This is a genomic window from Pedobacter sp. Hv1, from assembly GCF_001412215.1.
In the GTDB taxonomy this organism is placed as follows: Bacteria; Bacteroidota; Bacteroidia; order Sphingobacteriales; family Sphingobacteriaceae; genus Pedobacter.
In genome coordinates this window covers 319,465-339,117 of record NZ_LLWP01000008.1, presented here as the reverse complement: position 1 = coordinate 339,117, position 19,653 = coordinate 319,465, and the positions used below count along the sequence as shown (strand labels likewise).

18 protein-coding genes and 1 pseudogene are annotated in these 19,653 nt (G+C 36.4%); 8 read left to right on the top strand and 11 right to left on the bottom strand.

Annotation, left to right across the window (positions count from 1 at the left end):
* Positions 1–48: 48 nt before the first annotated feature.
* The 8 genes from AQF98_RS15790 (at position 49) to AQF98_RS15755 (ending at position 10,190) form a co-directional block, all read left to right on the top strand.
* Positions 49–1,374, top strand: a complete 1,326-nt coding sequence (locus tag AQF98_RS15790; protein ID WP_055132917.1) for an OmpA family protein — start codon at positions 49–51, stop codon at positions 1,372–1,374.
* 864 nt (positions 1,375–2,238) lie between these two features.
* Positions 2,239–2,697 (top strand): MarR family winged helix-turn-helix transcriptional regulator, encoded by a 459-nt coding sequence (locus AQF98_RS15785; protein ID WP_055132916.1) that lies wholly within the window; start codon positions 2,239–2,241, stop codon positions 2,695–2,697.
* The gene (locus AQF98_RS15780; RefSeq protein ID WP_200911911.1) at positions 2,678–5,083 is read left to right on the top strand and encodes a 3-hydroxyacyl-CoA dehydrogenase/enoyl-CoA hydratase family protein; all 2,406 of its coding nucleotides are present in this window, start codon (positions 2,678–2,680) and stop codon (positions 5,081–5,083) included. Before AQF98_RS15785 ends, AQF98_RS15780 begins: the two co-directional genes overlap by 20 nt.
* A 127-nt stretch (positions 5,084–5,210) precedes the next feature.
* Positions 5,211–6,386 carry an acetyl-CoA C-acyltransferase gene (locus AQF98_RS15775; RefSeq protein WP_055132914.1) on the top strand — a complete coding sequence of 392 codons (1,176 nt, stop codon included), beginning with the start codon at positions 5,211–5,213 and terminating at the stop codon, positions 6,384–6,386.
* 119 nt (positions 6,387–6,505) lie between these two features.
* Entirely contained in the window at positions 6,506–6,856 is a 351-nt protein-coding gene (locus AQF98_RS15770; protein WP_055132913.1) for a four helix bundle protein, read from the top strand.
* Positions 6,857–6,918: 62 nt separating this feature from the next.
* Positions 6,919–8,700 carry an acyl-CoA dehydrogenase family protein gene (locus AQF98_RS15765; RefSeq protein ID WP_055132912.1) on the top strand — a complete coding sequence of 594 codons (1,782 nt, stop codon included), beginning with the start codon at positions 6,919–6,921 and terminating at the stop codon, positions 8,698–8,700.
* A 163-nt stretch (positions 8,701–8,863) separates the two neighbouring features.
* Entirely contained in the window at positions 8,864–9,325 is a 462-nt protein-coding gene (locus AQF98_RS15760) for an FKBP-type peptidyl-prolyl cis-trans isomerase (protein ID WP_055132911.1), read from the top strand.
* A 7-nt stretch (positions 9,326–9,332) separates the two neighbouring features.
* Positions 9,333–10,190 carry an FKBP-type peptidyl-prolyl cis-trans isomerase gene (locus AQF98_RS15755; RefSeq protein WP_161805881.1) on the top strand — a complete coding sequence of 286 codons (858 nt, stop codon included), beginning with the start codon at positions 9,333–9,335 and terminating at the stop codon, positions 10,188–10,190.
* A 78-nt stretch (positions 10,191–10,268) separates the two neighbouring features.
* On the opposite strand, the gene AQF98_RS15750 is transcribed toward AQF98_RS15755, so the two are convergent.
* The 11 genes and pseudogenes from AQF98_RS15750 to AQF98_RS15700 form a co-directional block, all read right to left on the bottom strand.
* Positions 10,269–11,564, bottom strand: coding sequence for a deoxyribodipyrimidine photo-lyase (locus AQF98_RS15750; protein WP_055132909.1), 1,296 nt, complete (start codon positions 11,562–11,564; stop codon positions 10,269–10,271).
* Between the two features lie 70 nt (positions 11,565–11,634).
* Entirely contained in the window at positions 11,635–12,165 is a 531-nt protein-coding gene (locus AQF98_RS15745; protein ID WP_235524243.1) for a thermonuclease family protein, read from the bottom strand.
* Positions 12,153–12,389 carry a hypothetical protein gene (locus tag AQF98_RS15740; protein WP_055132907.1) on the bottom strand — a complete coding sequence of 79 codons (237 nt, stop codon included), beginning with the start codon at positions 12,387–12,389 and terminating at the stop codon, positions 12,153–12,155. The genes AQF98_RS15745 and AQF98_RS15740 overlap by 13 nt, the downstream gene beginning before the upstream one ends.
* Positions 12,390–12,472: 83 nt before the next feature.
* Positions 12,473–12,715, bottom strand: a pseudogene (locus AQF98_RS22450) (DUF6804 family protein).
* Between the two features lie 53 nt (positions 12,716–12,768).
* Positions 12,769–13,311, bottom strand: coding sequence for an SH3 domain-containing protein (locus tag AQF98_RS15730; protein ID WP_055132906.1), 543 nt, complete (start codon positions 13,309–13,311; stop codon positions 12,769–12,771).
* A 9-nt stretch (positions 13,312–13,320) separates the two neighbouring features.
* Positions 13,321–13,827, bottom strand: coding sequence for a hypothetical protein (locus AQF98_RS15725; protein ID WP_055132905.1), 507 nt, complete (start codon positions 13,825–13,827; stop codon positions 13,321–13,323).
* Between the two features lies 1 nt (position 13,828).
* Positions 13,829–15,817 (bottom strand): J domain-containing protein, encoded by a 1,989-nt coding sequence (locus AQF98_RS15720; RefSeq protein WP_055132904.1) that lies wholly within the window; start codon positions 15,815–15,817, stop codon positions 13,829–13,831.
* A complete protein-coding gene (locus AQF98_RS15715) occupies positions 15,817–16,800 on the bottom strand; it encodes a DUF4407 domain-containing protein (RefSeq protein WP_055132903.1) in 984 nt (327 codons plus the stop codon). The genes AQF98_RS15720 and AQF98_RS15715 overlap by 1 nt, the downstream gene beginning before the upstream one ends.
* On the bottom strand, positions 16,797–18,032 hold the full coding sequence (locus AQF98_RS15710) for a DUF4407 domain-containing protein (RefSeq protein ID WP_200911901.1): 1,236 nt from the start codon (positions 18,030–18,032) through the stop codon (positions 16,797–16,799). The genes AQF98_RS15715 and AQF98_RS15710 overlap by 4 nt, the downstream gene beginning before the upstream one ends.
* A gap of 6 nt (positions 18,033–18,038) precedes the next feature.
* Positions 18,039–18,374 (bottom strand): hypothetical protein, encoded by a 336-nt coding sequence (locus AQF98_RS15705; protein ID WP_152969737.1) that lies wholly within the window; start codon positions 18,372–18,374, stop codon positions 18,039–18,041.
* Positions 18,375–18,578: 204 nt separating this feature from the next.
* Positions 18,579–19,649: a type I restriction endonuclease gene (locus AQF98_RS15700; RefSeq protein ID WP_055132900.1), complete on the bottom strand. Its 1,071-nt coding sequence runs from the start codon at positions 19,647–19,649 to the stop codon at positions 18,579–18,581.
* Between the last annotated feature and the right edge of the window lie 4 nt (positions 19,650–19,653).

Genomic DNA, 19,653 nt, shown 5'->3' with positions numbered 1-19,653 from the left:
TGCCTATAGATATTGTAAATAACATTAGCTTATTATAATATCTCTCTTATGAAACAGAAATTATTTAAAACATTGCCGGTAGCCTTAGCTGCCCTATTTATTGGAAGTGCTGCACAAGCACAAGAACCAATGACAGCCCCTTCTACATCATTTAGAACATGGTCTATTGGTGTAAATGCAGGCGCATTAATGCCTTTTTCTCCGCTAGGTGGAAAAGAAGATTTCTCTAACTGGAAAACCAATTTAGGTTATGGCTTGTACATCAAGAAACAAATTACACCTTATTTTGCATTACGTGCAGACGGATTGAGAGGTAAATTAACTGGAAACAATGCAGAACCATATAGAGATGGCACTGTAAATGTAAGTCCCTTTAGTTCTTTCTCTACTCAATTGCGTTATTCAGCAAGTTTAAGTGCGGTGGTAAATATGTTCAATTGGAGCATGTTTAAACAAGAAAATGGTGCGCAATTTTATGCTTCGGCAGGGGGTGGTTTTGCCAATTACGAGGCCACTACAACTACAGCAGGAAATGTAAGTGTAACCAACAAAAATGTAGACAAAATGATTGTCCCAGTTGGTGTGGGTGCAAAGTTTCGCTTATCTCAAGGTGTAAATCTTGATTTAGGTTATACCGTAAACTTTGTTGATGGCGACAATATGGACGGTTACGAAAGAGGTGGAAACGATAAATACAGCTATGGTTATGCTGGTTTAGAGTTTGCATTGGGTAAAGGGAAACAATTAGCCTTCTATAGTCCAACCGCTGCAACTTACGATGAAGCCTTAGCTGCCAGAAGAGAAGCGGGCGCATTAAAATCTGATCTTGATGCACAAAAAGCAGAAAATGCAAGGTTGCGTGCCGACATGGGTGAGCTATTAAAAGATAGCGATGGTGATGGTGTAGCAGATAAATTGGACAAATGTCCTAACACCCCTGCGGGTACAGTGGTAGATGGTTCTGGTTGTCCATTGGTTACGCCAAAACCTCAAATTATCAAAGAAACTCAGGTGGTGGTAACAGAAGCAGATCGTAAAGTAGTTAGAGATGCCATTGCGAATTTAGAATTCGATTTGGGTAAATCAACCATCCGTGCTAAATCTTACCCTACCTTAGATAGAGTTGCGGCTTTATTGGTAGAGAAAAACTTTAGCCTAAAATTAGCTGGTCATACAGATAACACAGGTTCTGCAGAGTTGAACATGCGTTTATCTAAAGACAGGGCAGAGGCGATTAAAACTTACTTGGTATCTCAAGGTGCCAATGCAAGTAGAATTGAAGCAACAGGTTATGGTAAAGATCAACCCATTGCAAGCAATGCCACAGCAGCTGGTCGTCAACAAAACAGAAGAGTAGAATTTACGTTATACTAGTAGAAACAGAATCTTTAAAAAAGCGTTCCAATTATTGGGGCGCTTTTTTTATGCGCTTTAGGGTAGAGATGATGAATGATCAATATCTATTTTGTTGACAATCGTGTTTTAATAAATAGATCAGGAAATGAGTGTCAGTTTCTCTTGGCTAAAGCAGCCCCGCTTTCCGCTTTACTCCGCCTGCGGCTTCGTGTTCGCTACAATCAGGTTTAATTAACTAGGGCATTGCGCTGGGAAACTAGATGTTCAAAAGGATTACTGTCTTGGGTTAGCTAAACCCGATGGAAGCGGCACGCAGTAAAGCGTACAGCGGGGATGTCGGAACCGAAGTGCTACAGGTATTGCTTTCCAGAAAAGAAGAATGATCAATCCCTGCTCGCAATAATGTTTAACAAATTGATTAGGAAACGAATGTCAGTGGTTCTTAGCCACACCAGTCCTGCCTGCCTGCGGTAGGCAGGCTTTCCGCTTTACTTCGCCTGCGGCTCCGTGTTCGCTACAATCAGGTTTAATTGACAAGGGCATTGCGCCAGGAAGCTAAATGTTCAAAAGAGTTACGGTCTTGGGTTAGCTAAACCCGATGGAAGCGGCACGCAGTACAGCGTATAATGGGAGTATCGGATCCGAAACGCTACAGGTACTGCTTTCCAGAAAAGAAGAATGATCAATATCTATTTAGCCACAATGATGTTTTAATTGACAATGATATTACTGTAATGATCTGGAAAAAAAACAACAAATATCAAGTATTAGACGTTTAAAATAGAGGATACAGCCGAACAAATGAAGCCATAAAAATATTTTGATTTTCTATTTGCATTCTAATTATTAATCATTAAATTTGTTATGCAAGCATAGTAATTAATGAAGCAGAAAGAAACAGTAGATTATTTTTTAAAGGTGGTTTGGCAGAATGTTTCCAACACCTACAACCAAATTGCATCGGGCTTTGGCATTACGCAGGCCATTGGTTACGTGCTAATTAATATAGAAGCAGAGGGCACGGCAGTTTCGGCCTTGGCAGCATTGCTTGGTGTAAAGGCAACCAGCTTATCCAGAATGTTAAATAATATGGAAGAGCTAGGGCTGATTTACAGAGAGACTGCCATGGGCGATAAACGTTCTGTTAAAGTTTTTTTAACGCCATTTGGAATCGAGAAAAGAAAATTGGCCAGTAATGTAGTCATCAAGTTTAATGAATATTTAAACGAAAAACTAAGTGCCAAAGAAAAAGAGCAACTGATTTTAACCTTAGATAAAGTTAACCAATTAACATTGGCTTATTCCCCTACAAAAGATCATGATGAACAAAAAAATAAATAAAGTAGTTGTATTGGGTTCTGGCATTATGGGTTCTCGTATTGCCTGCCACTTCGCCAATATTGGTGTAGAGGTGCTGCTTTTGGATATTGCCCCAAAAGAGCTGAATGCCGAAGAACAGGCAAAAGGTTTGGCGTTGACACATCCGGCAGTAAAAAACCGGATTGTGAATACTGCTTTGCAAACAGCTGTAAAAACCAATCCATCGCCAATTTATAGCCAGCAAGTGTTAACCAACATTAGCACGGGCAATTTTGATGATGACATGGCCAAGATTGCCAATTACGATTGGATTATTGAGGTGGTGGTAGAAAATCTCGACATCAAGAAAAAAGTATTTGAGCAGGTAGAGCAATTTCGCAAGCCGGGTACCTTGGTTACTTCAAACACATCGGGTATTCCAATTCATATGATGGCCGCAGGCAGAAGTGACGATTTTAAAGCGAATTTCTGTGGTACACACTTTTTCAATCCACCACGTTATTTAAGGTTATTGGAAATTATTCCGACACCTTTTACCAAACCCGAAATTGTAGATTTCTTGATGCATTATGGTGATAAGTTTTTAGGTAAAACTACGGTTTTATGTAAAGATACACCTGCATTTATTGCCAATAGGGTTGGTGTATATTCTATTATGGCGTTATTGCACTTGGTAGAGAAAATGGATCTGACGGTAGAAGAGGTAGATAAATTTACGGGGCCAGCTTTGGGTAGACCAAAATCGGCCACTTTCCGTACTACAGATGTGGTTGGACTGGATACCATGATCAAAGTATCAAAAGGACTGTACGACAATTGTCCTGAGGATAAAGCTCACGAACTGTTCAAACTTCCAGCGTATGTTCAAAAAATGGAAGCCAACAATTGGTTGGGCGATAAAACCAAACAAGGTTTTTATAAAAAGACAAAATCTGCCGACGGCAAAACTGAAATATTAGCACTAGATCTTAAAACGCTCGAATACCGTCCGCAAGAGAAGGTAAAATCAGCTACACTAGAGTTAACCAAAGCTATAGAAAATGTAAAAGACCGCATGAAGGTTTTTGCAGCCGGTAAAGATAAAGCGGGCGAGTTGTTTAGGGCTTCTTTCTTTGGTTTGTTCGAGTATGTGTCTGATCGCATTCCAGAAATTTCAGACGAATTGTATCGCATAGACGATGCCATGCGTGCTGGTTTTGGTTGGGATCTTGGTCCATTTGAGGTTTGGGATGCCGTAGGTATTTCGGCTTCGATAGATGGAATGAAACAATATGGACATACCCCAGCAGCTTGGGTTACCGAAATGTTGGCGGCTGGACATACTTCGTTTTATAAAGTAGAAGATGGGGTTAAAAAATATTATGATATCCCTTCTAAAAGCTATCAGGCAATTCCGGGGGCTGATAATTTTATTGTCCTTGATAACCTAAGAGCAAATAAAGTGCTTTGGAAAAATTCTGGAGCTTCAATTATAGATTTGGGCGATGGAATTATCAATGTAGAATTCCACTCTAAAATGAACACCATTGGTGGCGATACTCTAGCTGCCATTAATAAAGCCATTGATATGGCCGAAAAAGATTACCGCGGTGTGGTGATAGGAAATGATGGAGCCAATTTCTCTGCTGGTGCCAATGTGGGCATGATCTTTATGATGGCCGTAGAGCAGGAGTGGGAAGAATTGAATATGGCTGTGCGCATGTTCCAAAATACATCTATGCGGATCCGTTATTCGTCAATTCCTGTAGTGGTAGCACCGCATAACCTGACTTTGGGCGGTGGCTGTGAGTTTAGTTTACATGCCGATTTTGTGCAGTTGAATGCCGAAACCTATATGGGCTTGGTCGAGTTTGGTGTAGGGGTAATTCCAGGTGGGGGCGGAACCAAAGAGTTTGCCTTACGTGCATCAGACGAGTACAGGGCAGACCAAATTGTGCAGAACACCATGAAAGATCGTTTCTTAACCATTGGTATGGCTAAGGTTTCTACTTCTGCAGTAGAGGCATTTGAGTTGGGCTATTTGAAGAAAGATAAATTTGCCATTAGTATGAACAGGAGTCGTTTAATTGCCGATGCCAAAGCAAAAGCCATTGAGTTGGCAGATGCTGGTTATACCAAGCCAATTCCACGTAAAGACATTAAAGTGTTGGGCAAGCAAGGTTTGGGCATTGTGTATGCAGGAGCCAATACCATGTACTCTGGTAACTATATCTCTGAACACGATAAAAAGATCTCAGAAAAACTAGGTTGGGTAATGTGCGGAGGAGACCTTTCATCGCCAACAGAAGTAACCGAACAATACCTTTTGGATTTGGAACGAGAAGCATTTTTATCACTTTGCGGCGAACGCAAAACTTTAGAAAGAATCCAATCGATTGTAACAAAAGGAAAGCCGTTGAGGAACTAGGGTTAGAGTATCAAGATATAAGTATCAAGTATCAAGATTGAGGTATTACGGTAACAATTAAATAGAATGTAAAATTAGGCTTGTTCAAGTGTCTTGATACTTGATACTAGCTACTAGATACTAAAATATGGAAGCATATATAATAGCAGGACTTAGAACCGCTGTAGGAAAGGCCCCGAGGGGTGTATTCCGTTTTACCAGAGCAGATGAATTGGCAGCCCAAGTAATTAGAGATTTGGTGGCGTCGGTTCCGAATTTGGATAAGGAGCAGATTGACGATGTAATTGTTGGTAATGCAACACCAGAGGCAGAACAAGGTTTAAATATTGCCCGCATGATCAGTTTAATGGGCTTGGATACCGATAAAGTTCCAGGGGTAACCATTAACCGTTACTGCGCTTCTGGTTTAGATACCATTGCTACAGCTGTAGCTAAAATTAAAGCAGGCATGGCCGATTGTATTGTTGCGGGTGGAGTAGAAGTAATGTCGGGAATGCCATTTGGTGGATGGAAATTGGTGCCAAATCCGGAGGTGGCCAAAACCAACCCAGACTGGTATTGGGGCATGGGCCTTACTGCCGAGGCAGTAGCTAAAGAATATAATGTAAGTAGAGAAGATCAGGATGAGTTTTCTTACCGATCGCACTTAAAAGCAGTAGAAGCCATTAAAAATGGTCATTTAAAGGCAGGTGTATTACCAATAACGGTAAACGAAAACTATTTAGATGCCAACATGAAAAAGCAAACCCGGTCTTATGTGGTAGATACCGATGAAGGACCAAGAGCAGATACCACGATAGAACGTTTGGCTAAACTCAAACCAGTTTTTGCAGCCAATGGTTGTATTACTGCAGGTAATTCGTCGCAAACATCAGATGGAGCAGCCTTTGTTTTGGTGGTGTCTGAAAAGAAAATGAAAGAATTGGGTGCTACACCAATTGCCCGTTTGGTAAGTTATGGAGTAGCTGGTGTACCTCCACGTATTATGGGTATTGGTCCAATTGAGGCTATTCCAAAAGCATTGAAACAAGCGGGTTTAAAACAGGATGATATTGAACTGATTGAACTGAATGAGGCTTTTGCTTCACAGTCGTTAGCCATCATCAGAACCTTAGGTTTAGACCAAGAAAAGATCAACGTAAACGGAGGGGCTATTGCTTTAGGTCACCCACTTGGTTGTACAGGTGCCAAATTATCAGTGCAGTTATTTAACGAATTGAAAAGAAGAGACCAAAAGTATGGTATGGTTACCATGTGCGTAGGTACCGGACAAGGCGCAGCGGGGATATTTGAAGTTTATTAGTATCAAGATATGAGTATCAAGTATCAAGATTGGGATGTTAACATAAAAATGAACATCACGTAAATTAAGTTTATTCGAGTGTTTCAATACTTGATGCAGGCTGCTACATACTGAGAGATATGCATAATTATAAAGATTTAAAGGTTTGGCAAAAGGCAATAGATTTGACCGTTGAGGTATACAAAGTAATGGCATTATTGCCTACTGATGAACGGTTTGGATTAATATCTCAAATGAAAAGATGCGCAATTTCTATATCTTCTAATATTGCTGAGGGTGCTGGACGTGGTAGTGAAGCTCAGTTTAAATATTTTTTAAACATTAGTCAGGGTTCCGCATTTGAGTTAGAAACACAACTGATTATCTCAAATAGATTAGAACTATTAAATGATGATACGACAAAAAGCCTTGTAGATCAAACAACAGAAATTCAAAAGATGATTTATTCTTTGGAAAAGAAATTAAAATAAAATTAAACCCAGCGAGTTTGAGGGTCTTGATACTTGATACTCGCTACTTGATACTTTACAAAATGGAAAAGAAAACAATTAAAGGTGGCGAGTTCTTGATTACAGAAACCACTTACCAGGATGTATTTATTCCTGAAGAATTTGATGAAGAACAGCAGATGATTGCACAGACCTGTCGCGATTTTTTAGCAGCAGAAGTTAATCCCATCTTGGATAGAATTGATAGTCAAGAAGAGGGATTAATGCCATCGTTGATGGATAAAGCTGGCGAATTGGGTATTTTAGGTGTTTCCATTCCTGAAGAATTTGGTGGCTTTGGCAAAAATTTCAATACCTCTATGTTGGTGGCTGATGTTTGTGGTGCAGGCCATTCTTTTGCAGTTGCACTATCAGCACATACAGGTATTGGTACCCTGCCTATCTTGTATTATGGTAATGCCGAGCAGAAAGCCAAATACATTCCTAAGTTAGGTACTGGCGAGTGGAAAGCATCTTATTGCTTAACCGAACCAAACTCTGGCTCTGATGCCAACTCTGGTAAAACCAAAGCCAAATTAAGTGCAGATGGTAAACATTATATCATTAATGGTCAGAAAATGTGGATCACCAATGGTGGTTTTGCAGATATTTTTATCGTTTTTGCAAAAATTGATGACGATAAAAACCTAACTGCTTTTATTGTAGAAAAAGATTTTGGTGGCATTACCATGAACCCTGAAGAACATAAAATGGGGATCAAGGGTTCATCTACACGTCAGGTGTTTTTTAACGATTGCCCAGTGCCGGTAGAAAACATGCTTTCAGAAAGAGAGAATGGATTTAAGATTGCGGTAAATATTTTAAATATTGGTAGAATCAAGTTGGCGGCGGCAGCAATTGGTGGTTCAAAAGGTGTATTAAATTTGGCAGTAAACTATTCAAATGAAAGAATTCAGTTTGATAGGCCAATTTCTAAATACGGTGCCATCCGTTATAAAATTGCCGAAATGGCGGCCAAGGTTTATGCCGTAGAATCAGCAAATTATAGAGCAGGCCAAAATATCGACGATGCTTATGATGAGTTGGTGGCTGCTGGTATGGATGCAGGTAAGGCTAAATTGAAATCGACAGAGCAATTTGCGGTAGAATGTGCCATTTTGAAAGTATGGGGATCGGAAGTGTTGGATTACGTAACTGATGAAGGTGTACAGATTTATGGTGGCATGGGCTTTTCTGCCGATGCGCCAATGGATAGATCTTACCGTGATGCCCGTATCAACCGTATTTTTGAAGGTACGAATGAAATCAACAGGTTGTTAACCGTTGACATGATGCTGAAACGTGCCATGAAAGGTGAATTAGATTTGATGACTCCTGCAACCGCTGTAGCAGCAGAATTGATGTCGATTCCAGATTTTGGAGAAGAAGATACCACCTTATTTGCTGCTGAAAAGAAAGTTATTCAGAACCTTAAAAAAGCAACCTTAATGGTGGCTGGTGCTGCGGTTCAGAAATTAATGATGAGCCTTTCTAAAGAGCAAGAAATTTTAATGAACATCGCTGATATGGCCAGTTATGTGTATATCGCCGAATCAGCCATGCTGAGAACAGAAAAATTAGTGGCCTTACGTGGCGAAGAAGCTTGTAAAGGTCAGCTAGATATGATGCGCATCTATTTTGTGGAAGCAGTTGATGGACTAGCCAAGGCAGGTAAAGAGGCTTTATGGGCATTTGCCGAAGGAGATGAGCAGCGCATGATGTTGGTTGGCTTACGCAGATTTACCAAAATGGAGCCGTTTAATGTGAAACAGGCCCGTCAGAATGTAGCACAACAAATTATTGAGGCTAATAAATATATTTTTTAAGCCATCAAATTGAAAGTTTAAGGTTTAGGGATTTGGGTATTTTAGCCAAGCCCTAAACTTTTTTGCTTTAGATAGTGTGCTGATTGAGCCTTATCGCTTTACCAAGTGTTAAATTTGGTTAAAAATTGCGCCATCGGCAATAAAAGCTTATTTTTGTCCAATTATGTTAAAAACCAAGTTTTTTTTAGTGCTTTTTGTGTGCGTTGGCGTACTCTCTTCTTGTAAAAAGGATTACGATGCAGACAAACAAGCCAGAATAGATGATGCTGCAATTGTTGATTTTATTGCCAAAAACAGTATTGTAGCTGTTAAACATTCGTCGGGATTATATTACCAAGTTATTGCGCAAGGAAGCGGAAATGATATTACGATATCAAATACGGTATCGGTTAATTATGAAGGTAGACTTTTATCAGGTTCAGTATTTGATAAATCGACCACTACAGCTACTTTTCCACTAAGTAATCTCATCTTAGGTTGGCAAAAGGGAATTCCTTTGGTTAAAAAAGGAGGAAAGATCAGGTTATTGATCCCTTCTGGTTTAGGTTACAAAAATGAAGCCCGTACAGGAATACCTGCCAACTCGGTTTTAGATTTTACAGTAGAAGTTGTTAATGTTCAATAACATGCAAATGCACAAAAATATAACAAAATATATATACGCCTTGTTAGGTGTTATTTTGATTTTCAGTTCTTGTAAAAAGGAATATGAGTCTATTAAAGACATTGATGAAGCTAAAATACAGGCCTATATCAAGAGTAACAATATTCCTGCTGTTAAGGATCCAAGTGGATTTTATTATCAGATTCTAGATCCAGGAACAGGTGGGGTAATGTTAAACAAAGATTCTGTTTTCTATAATGTAACCGTGAAATCTTTAAATGGTGAAGTTTATTATTCACCAGCTGCATTTTCAACATCAAAAGATTACTTGGGCTATATCTTGCCAGATGCTTATCGTATCGCCATGAGTGCTGTGAATAGAGGAGGTAAGGTAAGGGTAATTGTTCCATCATATTTAGCTTATGGCAAAAATGGAAATGGACCAGTTCCATCAAACGAGGTGATTGTTTCTGAGATTACAACTTATGCCGAAACCAAACAATGGCAAAGCGATGATCGATTGATCAGAGAATTTATTGCTGCAAAAGGAATAACTGCAACGAAAAGTCCAGATGGAATTTATTATAACATTAGTGATCCTGGTACAGGCACAGAAATTAGCAAATTTTCTACCATCAAAGTTAAATACGACGGTAGGTTTTTATCTGGAACTAGTTTTGACCAAAAAACTGCAGATGCACCACTAGAAATTATATTAAATGATACCGTGTTAGGATGGCAGAAAATGTTGTTAGGTAAGAAAAAAGGTGTAAAAATGCGCATCATTATCCCTTCTGACTTAGGGTATGGTGGCCGTCAGGTAACGGGTATTCCTTTACATTCTTGTCTCGATTTCGACATAGAAATTATTGATGTTACCAACTAAGCTAGTTTAAAATCATATAAAAAAAAACCTATTGCATTACACAGTAGGTTTTTTTATGTTAAAAGTTAGCCTAACTTCTTATGTCAATGCTTTTTTAAAAGCTTTCAATACCCGGTCTCTTGCAAAGGTATGCTCAACTATAGGTATGGGTGCAATGGCCAAGCGGTATGCTGGCGCCCATCGATAAACATATTCCCTTTTAGGATCGAATTTTTGTAACTGGAGTTCTGGATTAAAAACCCTAAAATAAGGCGCAGCATCATTGCCAGAGCCACAGGCCCACTGCCAACCACCTACATTACTTGCCAATTCGTAGTCTAATAATTTTTCTGCAAAATAGGTTTCTCCCCAGCGCCAGTCTATCAACAAGTGTTTGCATAAAAAACTGGCCACCACCATGCGTACCCGATTGTGCATAAAGCCCGTTTCATTCAATTGGCGCATACCCGCATCAACCAAGGGGTAACCAGTTTTTCCTTCGCACCAAGCTGCAAATTCTGTTTCATTGTTCCGCCACTCAATATTGTCGTAAGCAGGTTTAAAAGCACGATCGGTAATGTGCGGAAAGTGCCATAAAATCATCATGTAAAATTCTCTCCAAGCCAACTCAGAAAGCCACTTGCTGGCCTGCTGTTCTTGTGCTGCCCTTACCGCCGCCCTAATGCTAATGGTGCCGAACCGAAGGTGCAATCCCAAGTGCGTGGTGGCATCTTTGGCGGGGTAATCTCTATCGGCATGGTAATGATGGAGTTTACTTTCAAAATCTGGAGATGGAAATTGATGGTCGGTTGCTTCAAAGCCTAGGTCTGATAAACTTGGAAATGGAAGATGTGGCGTTTGAAATAAGTTCTTAAAATAACGTTCTGTAGGATAAGGTTTGGCATAGAAAGTATTTAACTTCTGTAGCCATTGTTTATAGTATGGGGTAAATACGGTATAAGGTTTGCCATCTGCTTTGATCACCTCAGCCTTTTCAAAAATCACCTGATCTTTATAGGTAAAAAAGGGGATTTCTTCGCTTCTTAAATATTCGGCTAAACCATCATCTCTTTTAGTGGCATAAGGCTCGTAATCATGGTTGGCATAAACTGCCTTAACCTTATACTCCTTTAATATTTCTGGCCAAACTTCTTCTGGACTACCAAATTTAACCAATAGGGAAGAGCCTTGCTCTTGAAGTTCTGCTCGTAATCTTTTTAAGGTTTGATGTATAAAAGTTAACCTCGCATCTTTTTTATTGTCCAGTTTGCTGAGGATGTTTTGATCAAAAATAAACAGGAGCAATACTGGTCGTCCAGCCTTAAGTGCATGGTAGAGTGCAGCATGATCTGTTAAACGTAAATCGCGGCGTAGCCAACAAATACTAATGTCCATAGGTAGGGGTCAACTGATTTAATTTTGGATAAAGATGCACTTTTAACGCCTTATTTTTAGCATGGCATACTTACTTAAAAACAGTTGACAGGCGCTTTGGTTTTCGCCATTCCCACGGTGGCGTAGGGCTAGGATCTTGCCATAGCCCTACTTTATTTTTCCTGGCGGCTATTTCTAAATTGGCATACACTGGATCATGAGAATACTTCTTGAAATGCCAAGCCATCCCTTGTTTAATCATTTGCTGATTGATAATTTGTTTTTGATGATTGACCACAACAGCAATCAGTCGGCCGTAACGATCAGTTTTTTCACCCAGTACCATCACCTGCTGCCCAAAACAAAGATCAGATAAGGCCTTTTTAGCATGTTGACCAAAGGGTTGAGATTTTTTAACCTCTGGACAATCGATATGGGCCAAACGGATTTTTGTAGGTCTGTTTTTATACAACACTTCCATGGTATCGCCATCCATAATGCGAATTACTTTTGCAACAAAAGTTAGATTTGCTTTGTTGAGCTGGTCTGAAGCCTCAACCTGATGTTGACAAAAAAATGGAATGAGAGATAAGCACAATACAAACGAAATTATTTTTCCCATCCACATAATTTTTTCTTCTCCCTTTTGGCCTGATCCAGACTGGTTTTAATGATCCTATAACTGCAATTGCTCAAACCTCGACAATCAGCCTTTAAATGATATTTTTTGGCATTTGGGCTATCGCACAAATAAATGGTTGCGCTTACTTTGCTTTCTTTATTTTCCTTGGTTTCTTGGCAGGTGGCATTACTTAGTAAGAATAGGAATAGCAATAGGGATTTCATGATAATAGTTAATTAGAGTAGTTTTTAAAGTTAATCTCGATTATAAGATATATTCTCTTTTGTAGTTAAGTAGGTTCTGATATTCATTTCTTTTGACCATCTTCATTTTTAGATATCGATAATATCAGGCCTAATCCCACAACCATATCCACTATGTTCCATAAAGACCTGCCAAGTGCGATTTTAAAAAATGGTTGGAATAATAAGGCTAGAACCAGATAAACAAGCACCTCTTTTTGATGACTTTGTCAGCTTGCTTGATAAGAGAGCACCCCAAAGCCTACCATTGCAATAAACCTAACTAATTGATAGTAGCCATAGGGCATATCTAGCAAGCATGCGATAAACATAATGGATAAGATAATTTTAATCAGATTTGTCATCGATAACGTTTAATTATATAAAATTTCCAGGTATAACTCATATTACTTTTCATTTCTTCCGCTCCTATGTCAGGTATTACTTTTGGGGCTGAAGCTCTATAGAGGTATCGACCTGGCTGTAATTCTAGATTTTTCCTTTCTTGAGGCTCAAAATGGTAAACTTCTTCATTTAATTTCAGGGTTAGACTTTTATCAGTGTCATTATATATATCAATTTTAGGGTTGTAGGTTGATATATTGCCATTTGGTGTGAATATTCCAGTCTCATTTTCTTTAATTTTCTTTCCAATTTTTATAAATGTTTTTTTAATAAAACCTTCTTGGTTTGTTTCTATATCTATTATATTATAGAATTCATTCTGATCTGTTAAAGAAATTATAAAAACTTGTGAGCCTGCTTTAATTGAACTTAAAATTTCATAATTGGTATTTGGGCCTTTTCTTAGATTTACATCTTTAATGATAGTCCCTAAATAGGACTGGCCAAAACATGTTAAGATTTTTAAGGAGAGAAAAATAATTAGACTTAATTTTTTCATTATAGATTTTTAATGATAAAAGGGTGTTTCAATATTGGGAATAAATAATCTTAATATCAGAGAAAGTATAGATGATAGGCTAAATATTATTGCAAACAACATTATTCCCTTTATAATAAAGTAACTAAAGTTGTCATCATCCATTTCCTCATTTTCATCCATTTTTAAGTGTGTTATTTTGGTTAAAAATTTAATTACAATAAACCAAAGGATTAGCCATGTAAAACCAACCCCAATAACTAGTGATGTTATTTTAATTAACTCTAGGTATAAATTAACCGGACGTATTTTAATTAGATTATCTACTACTTCGGAGAGAGTATTGATTACAATAGAAATTACATTCGCTCCAGATAAGAATATAGCTGAATACCATATCCCAAATGATATTTTGAGCTTGCCATCATTATTAATTTTAGATTTGAAATTTTTAGTTAGAAGATGAGTTATAAGTAGTAATAGAATAAGTAATAAGATAATAGAGCATGAAATGATAATTAATTTTAATGAATTCATATTATTTTGATTTTAATGATATACGCCAATAGTCTGTATTTGAAATTTCATTTGAAAGAATTCCAGGTTTAACATTTTGAACTGTTGTCTCCCAAAAAACATATCGTTGGTTGTTATATTGAAATGCTGAGCCTTCATAAGGTAGATTTATACCAAGAATTGAGTGACTATAGTATGTACTGCTTAACAAGGCCACATCGTAATTGTAATGTGAAAGTATAGTATAAAGTAATAAGGTCCTTGTATCGCAATCACCATTTAAGGTTGTCATAAATTCAACAGGAGTATTAATGCCATATCTTTCATATCCATCACATCTAGCATTTGGAGAAGCCAAGTATTTCGAAGTGAATTCATCATTATAGAATTGCGCATTACACGATTTAGGAAGTACAATTGTATAAGGGATGGCTTGCACAAAAGACACTATTATTTCGGCAAACTTCATTGAGTTAGATTTATTATTTAACTTTAATGAATCGAACATTGAGTATAGTCCATCTAGATTGTTTTTATCATTTTCTTTTAAAGAGAAAATTATTTTATCATAATTATATTCACTATTAGCAGATATATTAAGATTTTCTTTAAAAGAGTGTGCCTGATTGAATGAGCTTTTCTTAATCGAAAAATCCCCGTTATAAGTCTGCCCATCATAATCATCCCAGACCATATGATGAGATATGAGGGTGTCGATAATATAATTTTTTGATTGAGAATCTAAAACAGGTATGTATTTGGGTTTCTCAATAATTGATTTTGGCCTAACAACTAATCTTTCTTTCTTTTTATAAGTATTTGATGCTATTGACGTAATAATAGCCAGTATAAATATTAACCCAAATAAAACAAAAGTGATCTTAACTATCCAATTCCAAAATTTAATGGGTAATAAATTTAATAGAAAAGGTATAACAATGAAAGGGACAATAAATGCAAGTTGTGGAAATAAAAATAAAAAGAGCAAACAGCTTAATCCTATTCCAAATATATTACCTAAGGAATTTAAGCAACCGCCACTAGCGGAAGTCTTAGTAGTTTGTTTCCAATCCCCCCAATAGGTTTTTTTATAATCATTATAATAATACTCAGTTCTTGTATAGCTTCCTTTATTTTGAGTATTGCCAGTAGTTTTAGTAGTAGCTCTAATGACTTGAGCAATCCAATTTCCCCAATATTTGCTGCAGTCGGTATTGTAATATTCTTTTCGGTAATAGTTTACACCATTTTCATTCTTTTCTTCGGTTCGACCTGTTTCTCCAAAGCACTCTTCTACAATGACAGTTTCATCATGATTTTTGATTTCTTTTAAATAGCCATAGAAAGTTCCTGTTATTGTTCCAAAACTTTCTCCTTCGTGTTTAGTAACATTTATGATTTCTGGATTAGGGATGGTGAGATCTAATATTTCTAATTTGTAATCAACAGTATCTTTATTCTCATTGAGAACCTTGCAATTAATAGGTTGTTTAATCTTTAACTTTATTGGTTTATTTGCAGTGAAAACTTTCTGAAATTCCTTAGTTAAATTTTGTTTAAAGATTGTTTCTATTATAGCATCTGTTTGGGTGACAGTGATTTTGTAAAAGATTTCTCTAAGGATGTTTTCTGCTTCTTGTTCTTCATGTTGGCCAAAATATCTAATAAAGATTGTACCTTTTAGATAAGTCTTCTCTTCTGTATATACAGTCGTAGTTTTTGTGTAAGTCTTTTTATTTTTGCTTAATGGACTTTCTGAATTTGTTTGCTCGTTTTGCTTTTCAATTTTGTTTAATAAATATTGATTATATGCGAAACGTTCATCTTTATTGCCTAGAATCTCATATGCTTCGTTAATTTCTTTAATTAAATCTTCATACTCAGGATTGTTCGGGTGTAAGTCAGGATGATACCTTTTAACCTGTCTTCTATAGGCAAGTTTAACTTCATCTGCAGTTGCAGATATTTCTATTCCTAGAGTTTTATAATAATCTTTTTGAAAGTCTTTCATTACTTTATTAGATTATTAAAAAAATCGTCCTGAGATAAATAATCAGGATTCGGTTTACGTTTTGTATTAAATGGAGCGTCTAAAAAAGGTTCATGAAAATGAATATTATGCACATTATATTTCTTTTGAAATAGTAATGTGTATTTAGACTTAAAACTTGAATACTCTGTTAAAACTAAATTTTTGTCATTATTCTTTTTTAGTTTATAATACCTACTTGTCCCAGAAATCGAATAAATTAACAAAATTGGTGTAAAAAAAAGAGCTAATATAAAGAGAATGATAAAGAATGTAAGTGGGTGTCTATTAGCAAGTTCTATTCGTTTAATGAAAAAATTAGAATCTGAAATGCTGTTTTTAGCCTTAATGTTGGCCAAATTGATTTGATTTTCAATTCTAGCAATATCATTATTAATGTTAATAATTTCAATATCTAAAGTTTCGGATTTAGGCATTGATAGATATTGGTTTTTATCATTGATAAGTTTTTTGATGTCTGAGAGATATAGGTTCTTATTAATTCTGCAGAAGTTCTGATATAAATGAGATTTATATATTTCTAAATCATTACTTAACTGATGTCTAATCACAAATATTTTTATAGGTTGTGCAATTAAAAATCCTATCATTAATACAAATCCTATTCTAGATAAATTTGATAGGTTAAAAAATTTAAACCTGTACTTTGTCGGAAATACTTCTTTCGAGAATGTTTGAATTAAAAATATATAAATTGTAAAAAACATTAGCGAAAAGAAAGATGAGAGCAAAATTTCTGCATGCCACATGTCAAACATTAAATCAAAAGCATAAAACACAGAACAAAAACTTATCATTAAAATGACTAGCACAAGAAAACCTGCAAAATAGAATTTAGATATATTATCATGTTCTGATTGTTCAAGAATTGGGTAGTCGATGCCAATTAAACTCACAATAGATTTTTTGCTCCAAAATCTCACATATCTTTGCTTATCCATCATTCTTCACTTAAGTATGATTCTGTATTATTATTAATGTCAGTATGCTTTTTATTTTTCCAAACGTTAATTGCTTCATTACTAAGCTGGCTTTGTGCCTCAAGTAACTGGACTTTCTCTTTGAGAACTCTTAGTACTTGGTGATTGATTATGAGATCTCTTTCTATTCCTTCACCATCTGGATAATAATTGTGTTTAATTTCTATTCCTTTATCCGCCTTGATTAATTCCTTAATATTTTCCTCCATATAATCATAAGGACTTTTGATCAGCATTAACTTGAAAAAGATTGGGGTGAGTTCAATTGTCATAAAGAGTAGCGTAACAAATAATGAAATTATCCAACCAGCCTCTTCATGTGCTAACTTAATTCGTTCAAGTAAACCATCTAAACCCGCAGCAACTTTTCCACTTTCTTTTAGTTTATTTAATTTATCATTCTCTAAGTTTTCAAGATCTCTTTTTACCTTAATAAACTCAGGATCACTTTTTATAGCTGAAACTTCAGCTTGATTTGCAGCAAGTTGGTTTTTAAATTCAATACACTTGACAGAACATCCTCCATGAGAATTTTCATATGCTATATCTGCCTTTCTAACTGTACTAATGCTATCAAGTCTAGATATCCTATTAAGTTGCTCTCTAATGATATTTTGTTTTTTTTCAATTTCACTATTTGCAACCTTTTCAATCTCCGATTTATATCTCTGCTCTTGCTGTATTTGTTTAGCGTGAAGGGCAACATCAATTTCAGTTTTGAACATCCTTATTTCTACTGGTTTAGAAATTGTGAGGGCTATGATAGCGCCCATAATAATTCTAGGTAGGGCACCTACTAGCTCTTTTCTTGTGATAGCCTCTGTGCCATCACCTTTTCCAGTTGAGGTAACGATAAATCTATCAATATTGAAAATGATAGCGCCCCATATAAAACCGAATACTACCGAAATTAATGCAGTTGGAATATCTGTTGAATCATAATCTCCTACTACACCTTGTACTGTTTTAAATGAGTCTATTGCATTGCCTTTTGGTGCAAATATGGTATAGAAGGCATATCCTCCAGCGATGGCGGCCATAACTCCAGTAGCGATAATAATTCCACCCAAGCAAACATATTTAATTTGATCACCATAAGTGCTTCTTTCTAGAATAAAACGGTCAGCGCCAGCAGCTTTCCAGAAAAGGCGCATAAAACTGCTAGATTTTGGGGATTGGTAAAATTCGCTATTCATGAGATATTAATTTGGATATGAAATATTAATAATTGTTTTGATTTGTGTTTTATTTACAATGTGTGCTTTAAATGAATTTACTTTGATGCTTGAAAAATTGGATTTTGGATTTGGGATAGTAATTGTAGCAACAAAGCTCCTATTTATTGATGCAGAGAATTCTATCGGATTGCAAAGGATAATCTGTTTTAGTTTTATTAGAACTTTTTGATTTCTCCATGAATTTGAAATTATAACGGTTGTTTGATCATTATTGCCAGGTAGTGCAATGTATGCTGAGCCTGAGTTTAAAATAGAGGTAAAGTTTGCAGATTTAACTTTTAATTGGTACGCATTTTTCATTTTCCAACTAAAAATAAAATAGCTTTTACCTTCAATTACATAGTTAGCATAAGTTAAATGAGAGAAACTAGGTTTTCCAGAATTAAAGGAATGTTTTATCCAAAGCCAAATTATGTAAAAACGTCTCATTCCTTAGACAAAAGAGTATTAGTTAAAATTAAAGGACTATAACACATAAAGTATCCAAAAAGTCTTTTCATCCTTCTATGAACTATATTTCTCTACCGTTTGATGTAACTCACTTCTGTGGTTATAAATCTCATCCAGGTTATTTAAGAGCGTTTTTTCTCCGGCGTCTTTACCCTTATGGAATATCTCCAAGTATTTATTGGTGCTGTTGAAATGGAAACGGCAAATTGGTTTTCTGTTATTGTCGTCGAGCAATACCCCGAAGTACGATTGGGTATCTCTATGGGCAATTCTTTCGGCAGTGATCTTCTCTCTTAAAATAGCTTTCACAATCTGGAAGGCTTCAAGCTCTTCTACTGTGGTAATCACTTTAGGTAAACCATTGTTTTCATCAATCAGGTTAACCTTTTCGTCAACTTTAGTTTCAATCTTTTCGTTGATACTCAAAGCAGATTTTAAACGATAGCTAATCGATTCGTTAATTGAAATGGTCAAAGCCTTTTTTGTATATTCTTTAAAAGATACCATCCGATTGGCGGTTAAAGGCTTGTCGAAAAATCGGTTGACCAATAATTTCACCATTTCATCAGATGGGTTTTCGATCTCGTTTTCAAACTCCTTCCTGATTGCTTTGATGTATTTGAATGCTTCGGCCGAATCGAGAATAGTTTCTAAATTGTATTCATTTTTGGTAAAACTTTCTAAGATTTTAATGGAGCTATCTTTTAGGTCTTCGATATTAACGGTTAAGAAAGGCTTCTCGTCCATAATATTTGTTTTCTCCAGATCGGTGTAAAAATTATAGATGATGCCATTGGTCAGCACACCAAACCTTGCCTTAGAAACATGGTAATACCGATGAAGTTGAGAGTTGTGCGCATCCACATTTTCTTTCCAATGTTTGCACTCTATGATGAGGATTGGCTCTTCATTTTTTCTGATCACATAATCTACTTTCTCACCCTTTTTGGTGCCGATATCGCAGACATACTCTGGAACAACTTCAGTTGGGTTAAAAATATCGTAGCCCAAGATTTGAATAAAAGGCATTACAAAAGCATTTTTGGTGGCTTCTTCTGTATTGATCTGATCTTTTAAGCCGCTTACACGCTGGTGCAATTGTTCGAGCTTTAATTTGAGTTCCATGTTT

Excerpts from the sequence above, each read along its gene's own strand:
- AQF98_RS15740 (WP_055132907.1), bottom strand. The coding sequence starts at position 12,389 with ATGAAATCCCTATTGCTATTCCTATTCTTACTAAGTAATGCCACCTGC.
- AQF98_RS15770 (WP_055132913.1), top strand. The coding sequence starts at position 6,506 with ATGCATAATTATAAAGATTTAAAGGTTTGGCAAAAGGCAATAGATTTG.
- AQF98_RS15765 (WP_055132912.1), top strand. The coding sequence starts at position 6,919 with ATGGAAAAGAAAACAATTAAAGGTGGCGAGTTCTTGATTACAGAAACC.
- AQF98_RS15730 (WP_055132906.1), bottom strand. The coding sequence starts at position 13,311 with ATGAAAAAATTAAGTCTAATTATTTTTCTCTCCTTAAAAATCTTAACA.
- AQF98_RS15775 (WP_055132914.1), top strand. The coding sequence starts at position 5,211 with ATGGAAGCATATATAATAGCAGGACTTAGAACCGCTGTAGGAAAGGCC.
- AQF98_RS15750 (WP_055132909.1), bottom strand. The coding sequence starts at position 11,564 with ATGGACATTAGTATTTGTTGGCTACGCCGCGATTTACGTTTAACAGAT.
- AQF98_RS15745 (WP_235524243.1), bottom strand. The coding sequence starts at position 12,165 with ATGGGAAAAATAATTTCGTTTGTATTGTGCTTATCTCTCATTCCATTT.
- AQF98_RS15710 (WP_200911901.1), bottom strand. The coding sequence starts at position 18,032 with ATGAATAGCGAATTTTACCAATCCCCAAAATCTAGCAGTTTTATGCGC.
- AQF98_RS15785 (WP_055132916.1), top strand. The coding sequence starts at position 2,239 with ATGAAGCAGAAAGAAACAGTAGATTATTTTTTAAAGGTGGTTTGGCAG.
- AQF98_RS15760 (WP_055132911.1), top strand. The coding sequence starts at position 8,864 with ATGTTAAAAACCAAGTTTTTTTTAGTGCTTTTTGTGTGCGTTGGCGTA.
- AQF98_RS15780 (WP_200911911.1), top strand. The coding sequence starts at position 2,678 with ATGAACAAAAAAATAAATAAAGTAGTTGTATTGGGTTCTGGCATTATG.
- AQF98_RS15790 (WP_055132917.1), top strand. The coding sequence starts at position 49 with ATGAAACAGAAATTATTTAAAACATTGCCGGTAGCCTTAGCTGCCCTA.
- AQF98_RS15715 (WP_055132903.1), bottom strand. The coding sequence starts at position 16,800 with ATGATGGATAAGCAAAGATATGTGAGATTTTGGAGCAAAAAATCTATT.
- AQF98_RS15720 (WP_055132904.1), bottom strand. The coding sequence starts at position 15,817 with ATGAAAGACTTTCAAAAAGATTATTATAAAACTCTAGGAATAGAAATA.
- AQF98_RS15755 (WP_161805881.1), top strand. The coding sequence starts at position 9,333 with ATGCACAAAAATATAACAAAATATATATACGCCTTGTTAGGTGTTATT.
- AQF98_RS15705 (WP_152969737.1), bottom strand. The coding sequence starts at position 18,374 with ATGAAAAATGCGTACCAATTAAAAGTTAAATCTGCAAACTTTACCTCT.
- AQF98_RS15700 (WP_055132900.1), bottom strand. The coding sequence starts at position 19,649 with ATGGAACTCAAATTAAAGCTCGAACAATTGCACCAGCGTGTAAGCGGC.
- AQF98_RS15725 (WP_055132905.1), bottom strand. The coding sequence starts at position 13,827 with ATGAATTCATTAAAATTAATTATCATTTCATGCTCTATTATCTTATTA.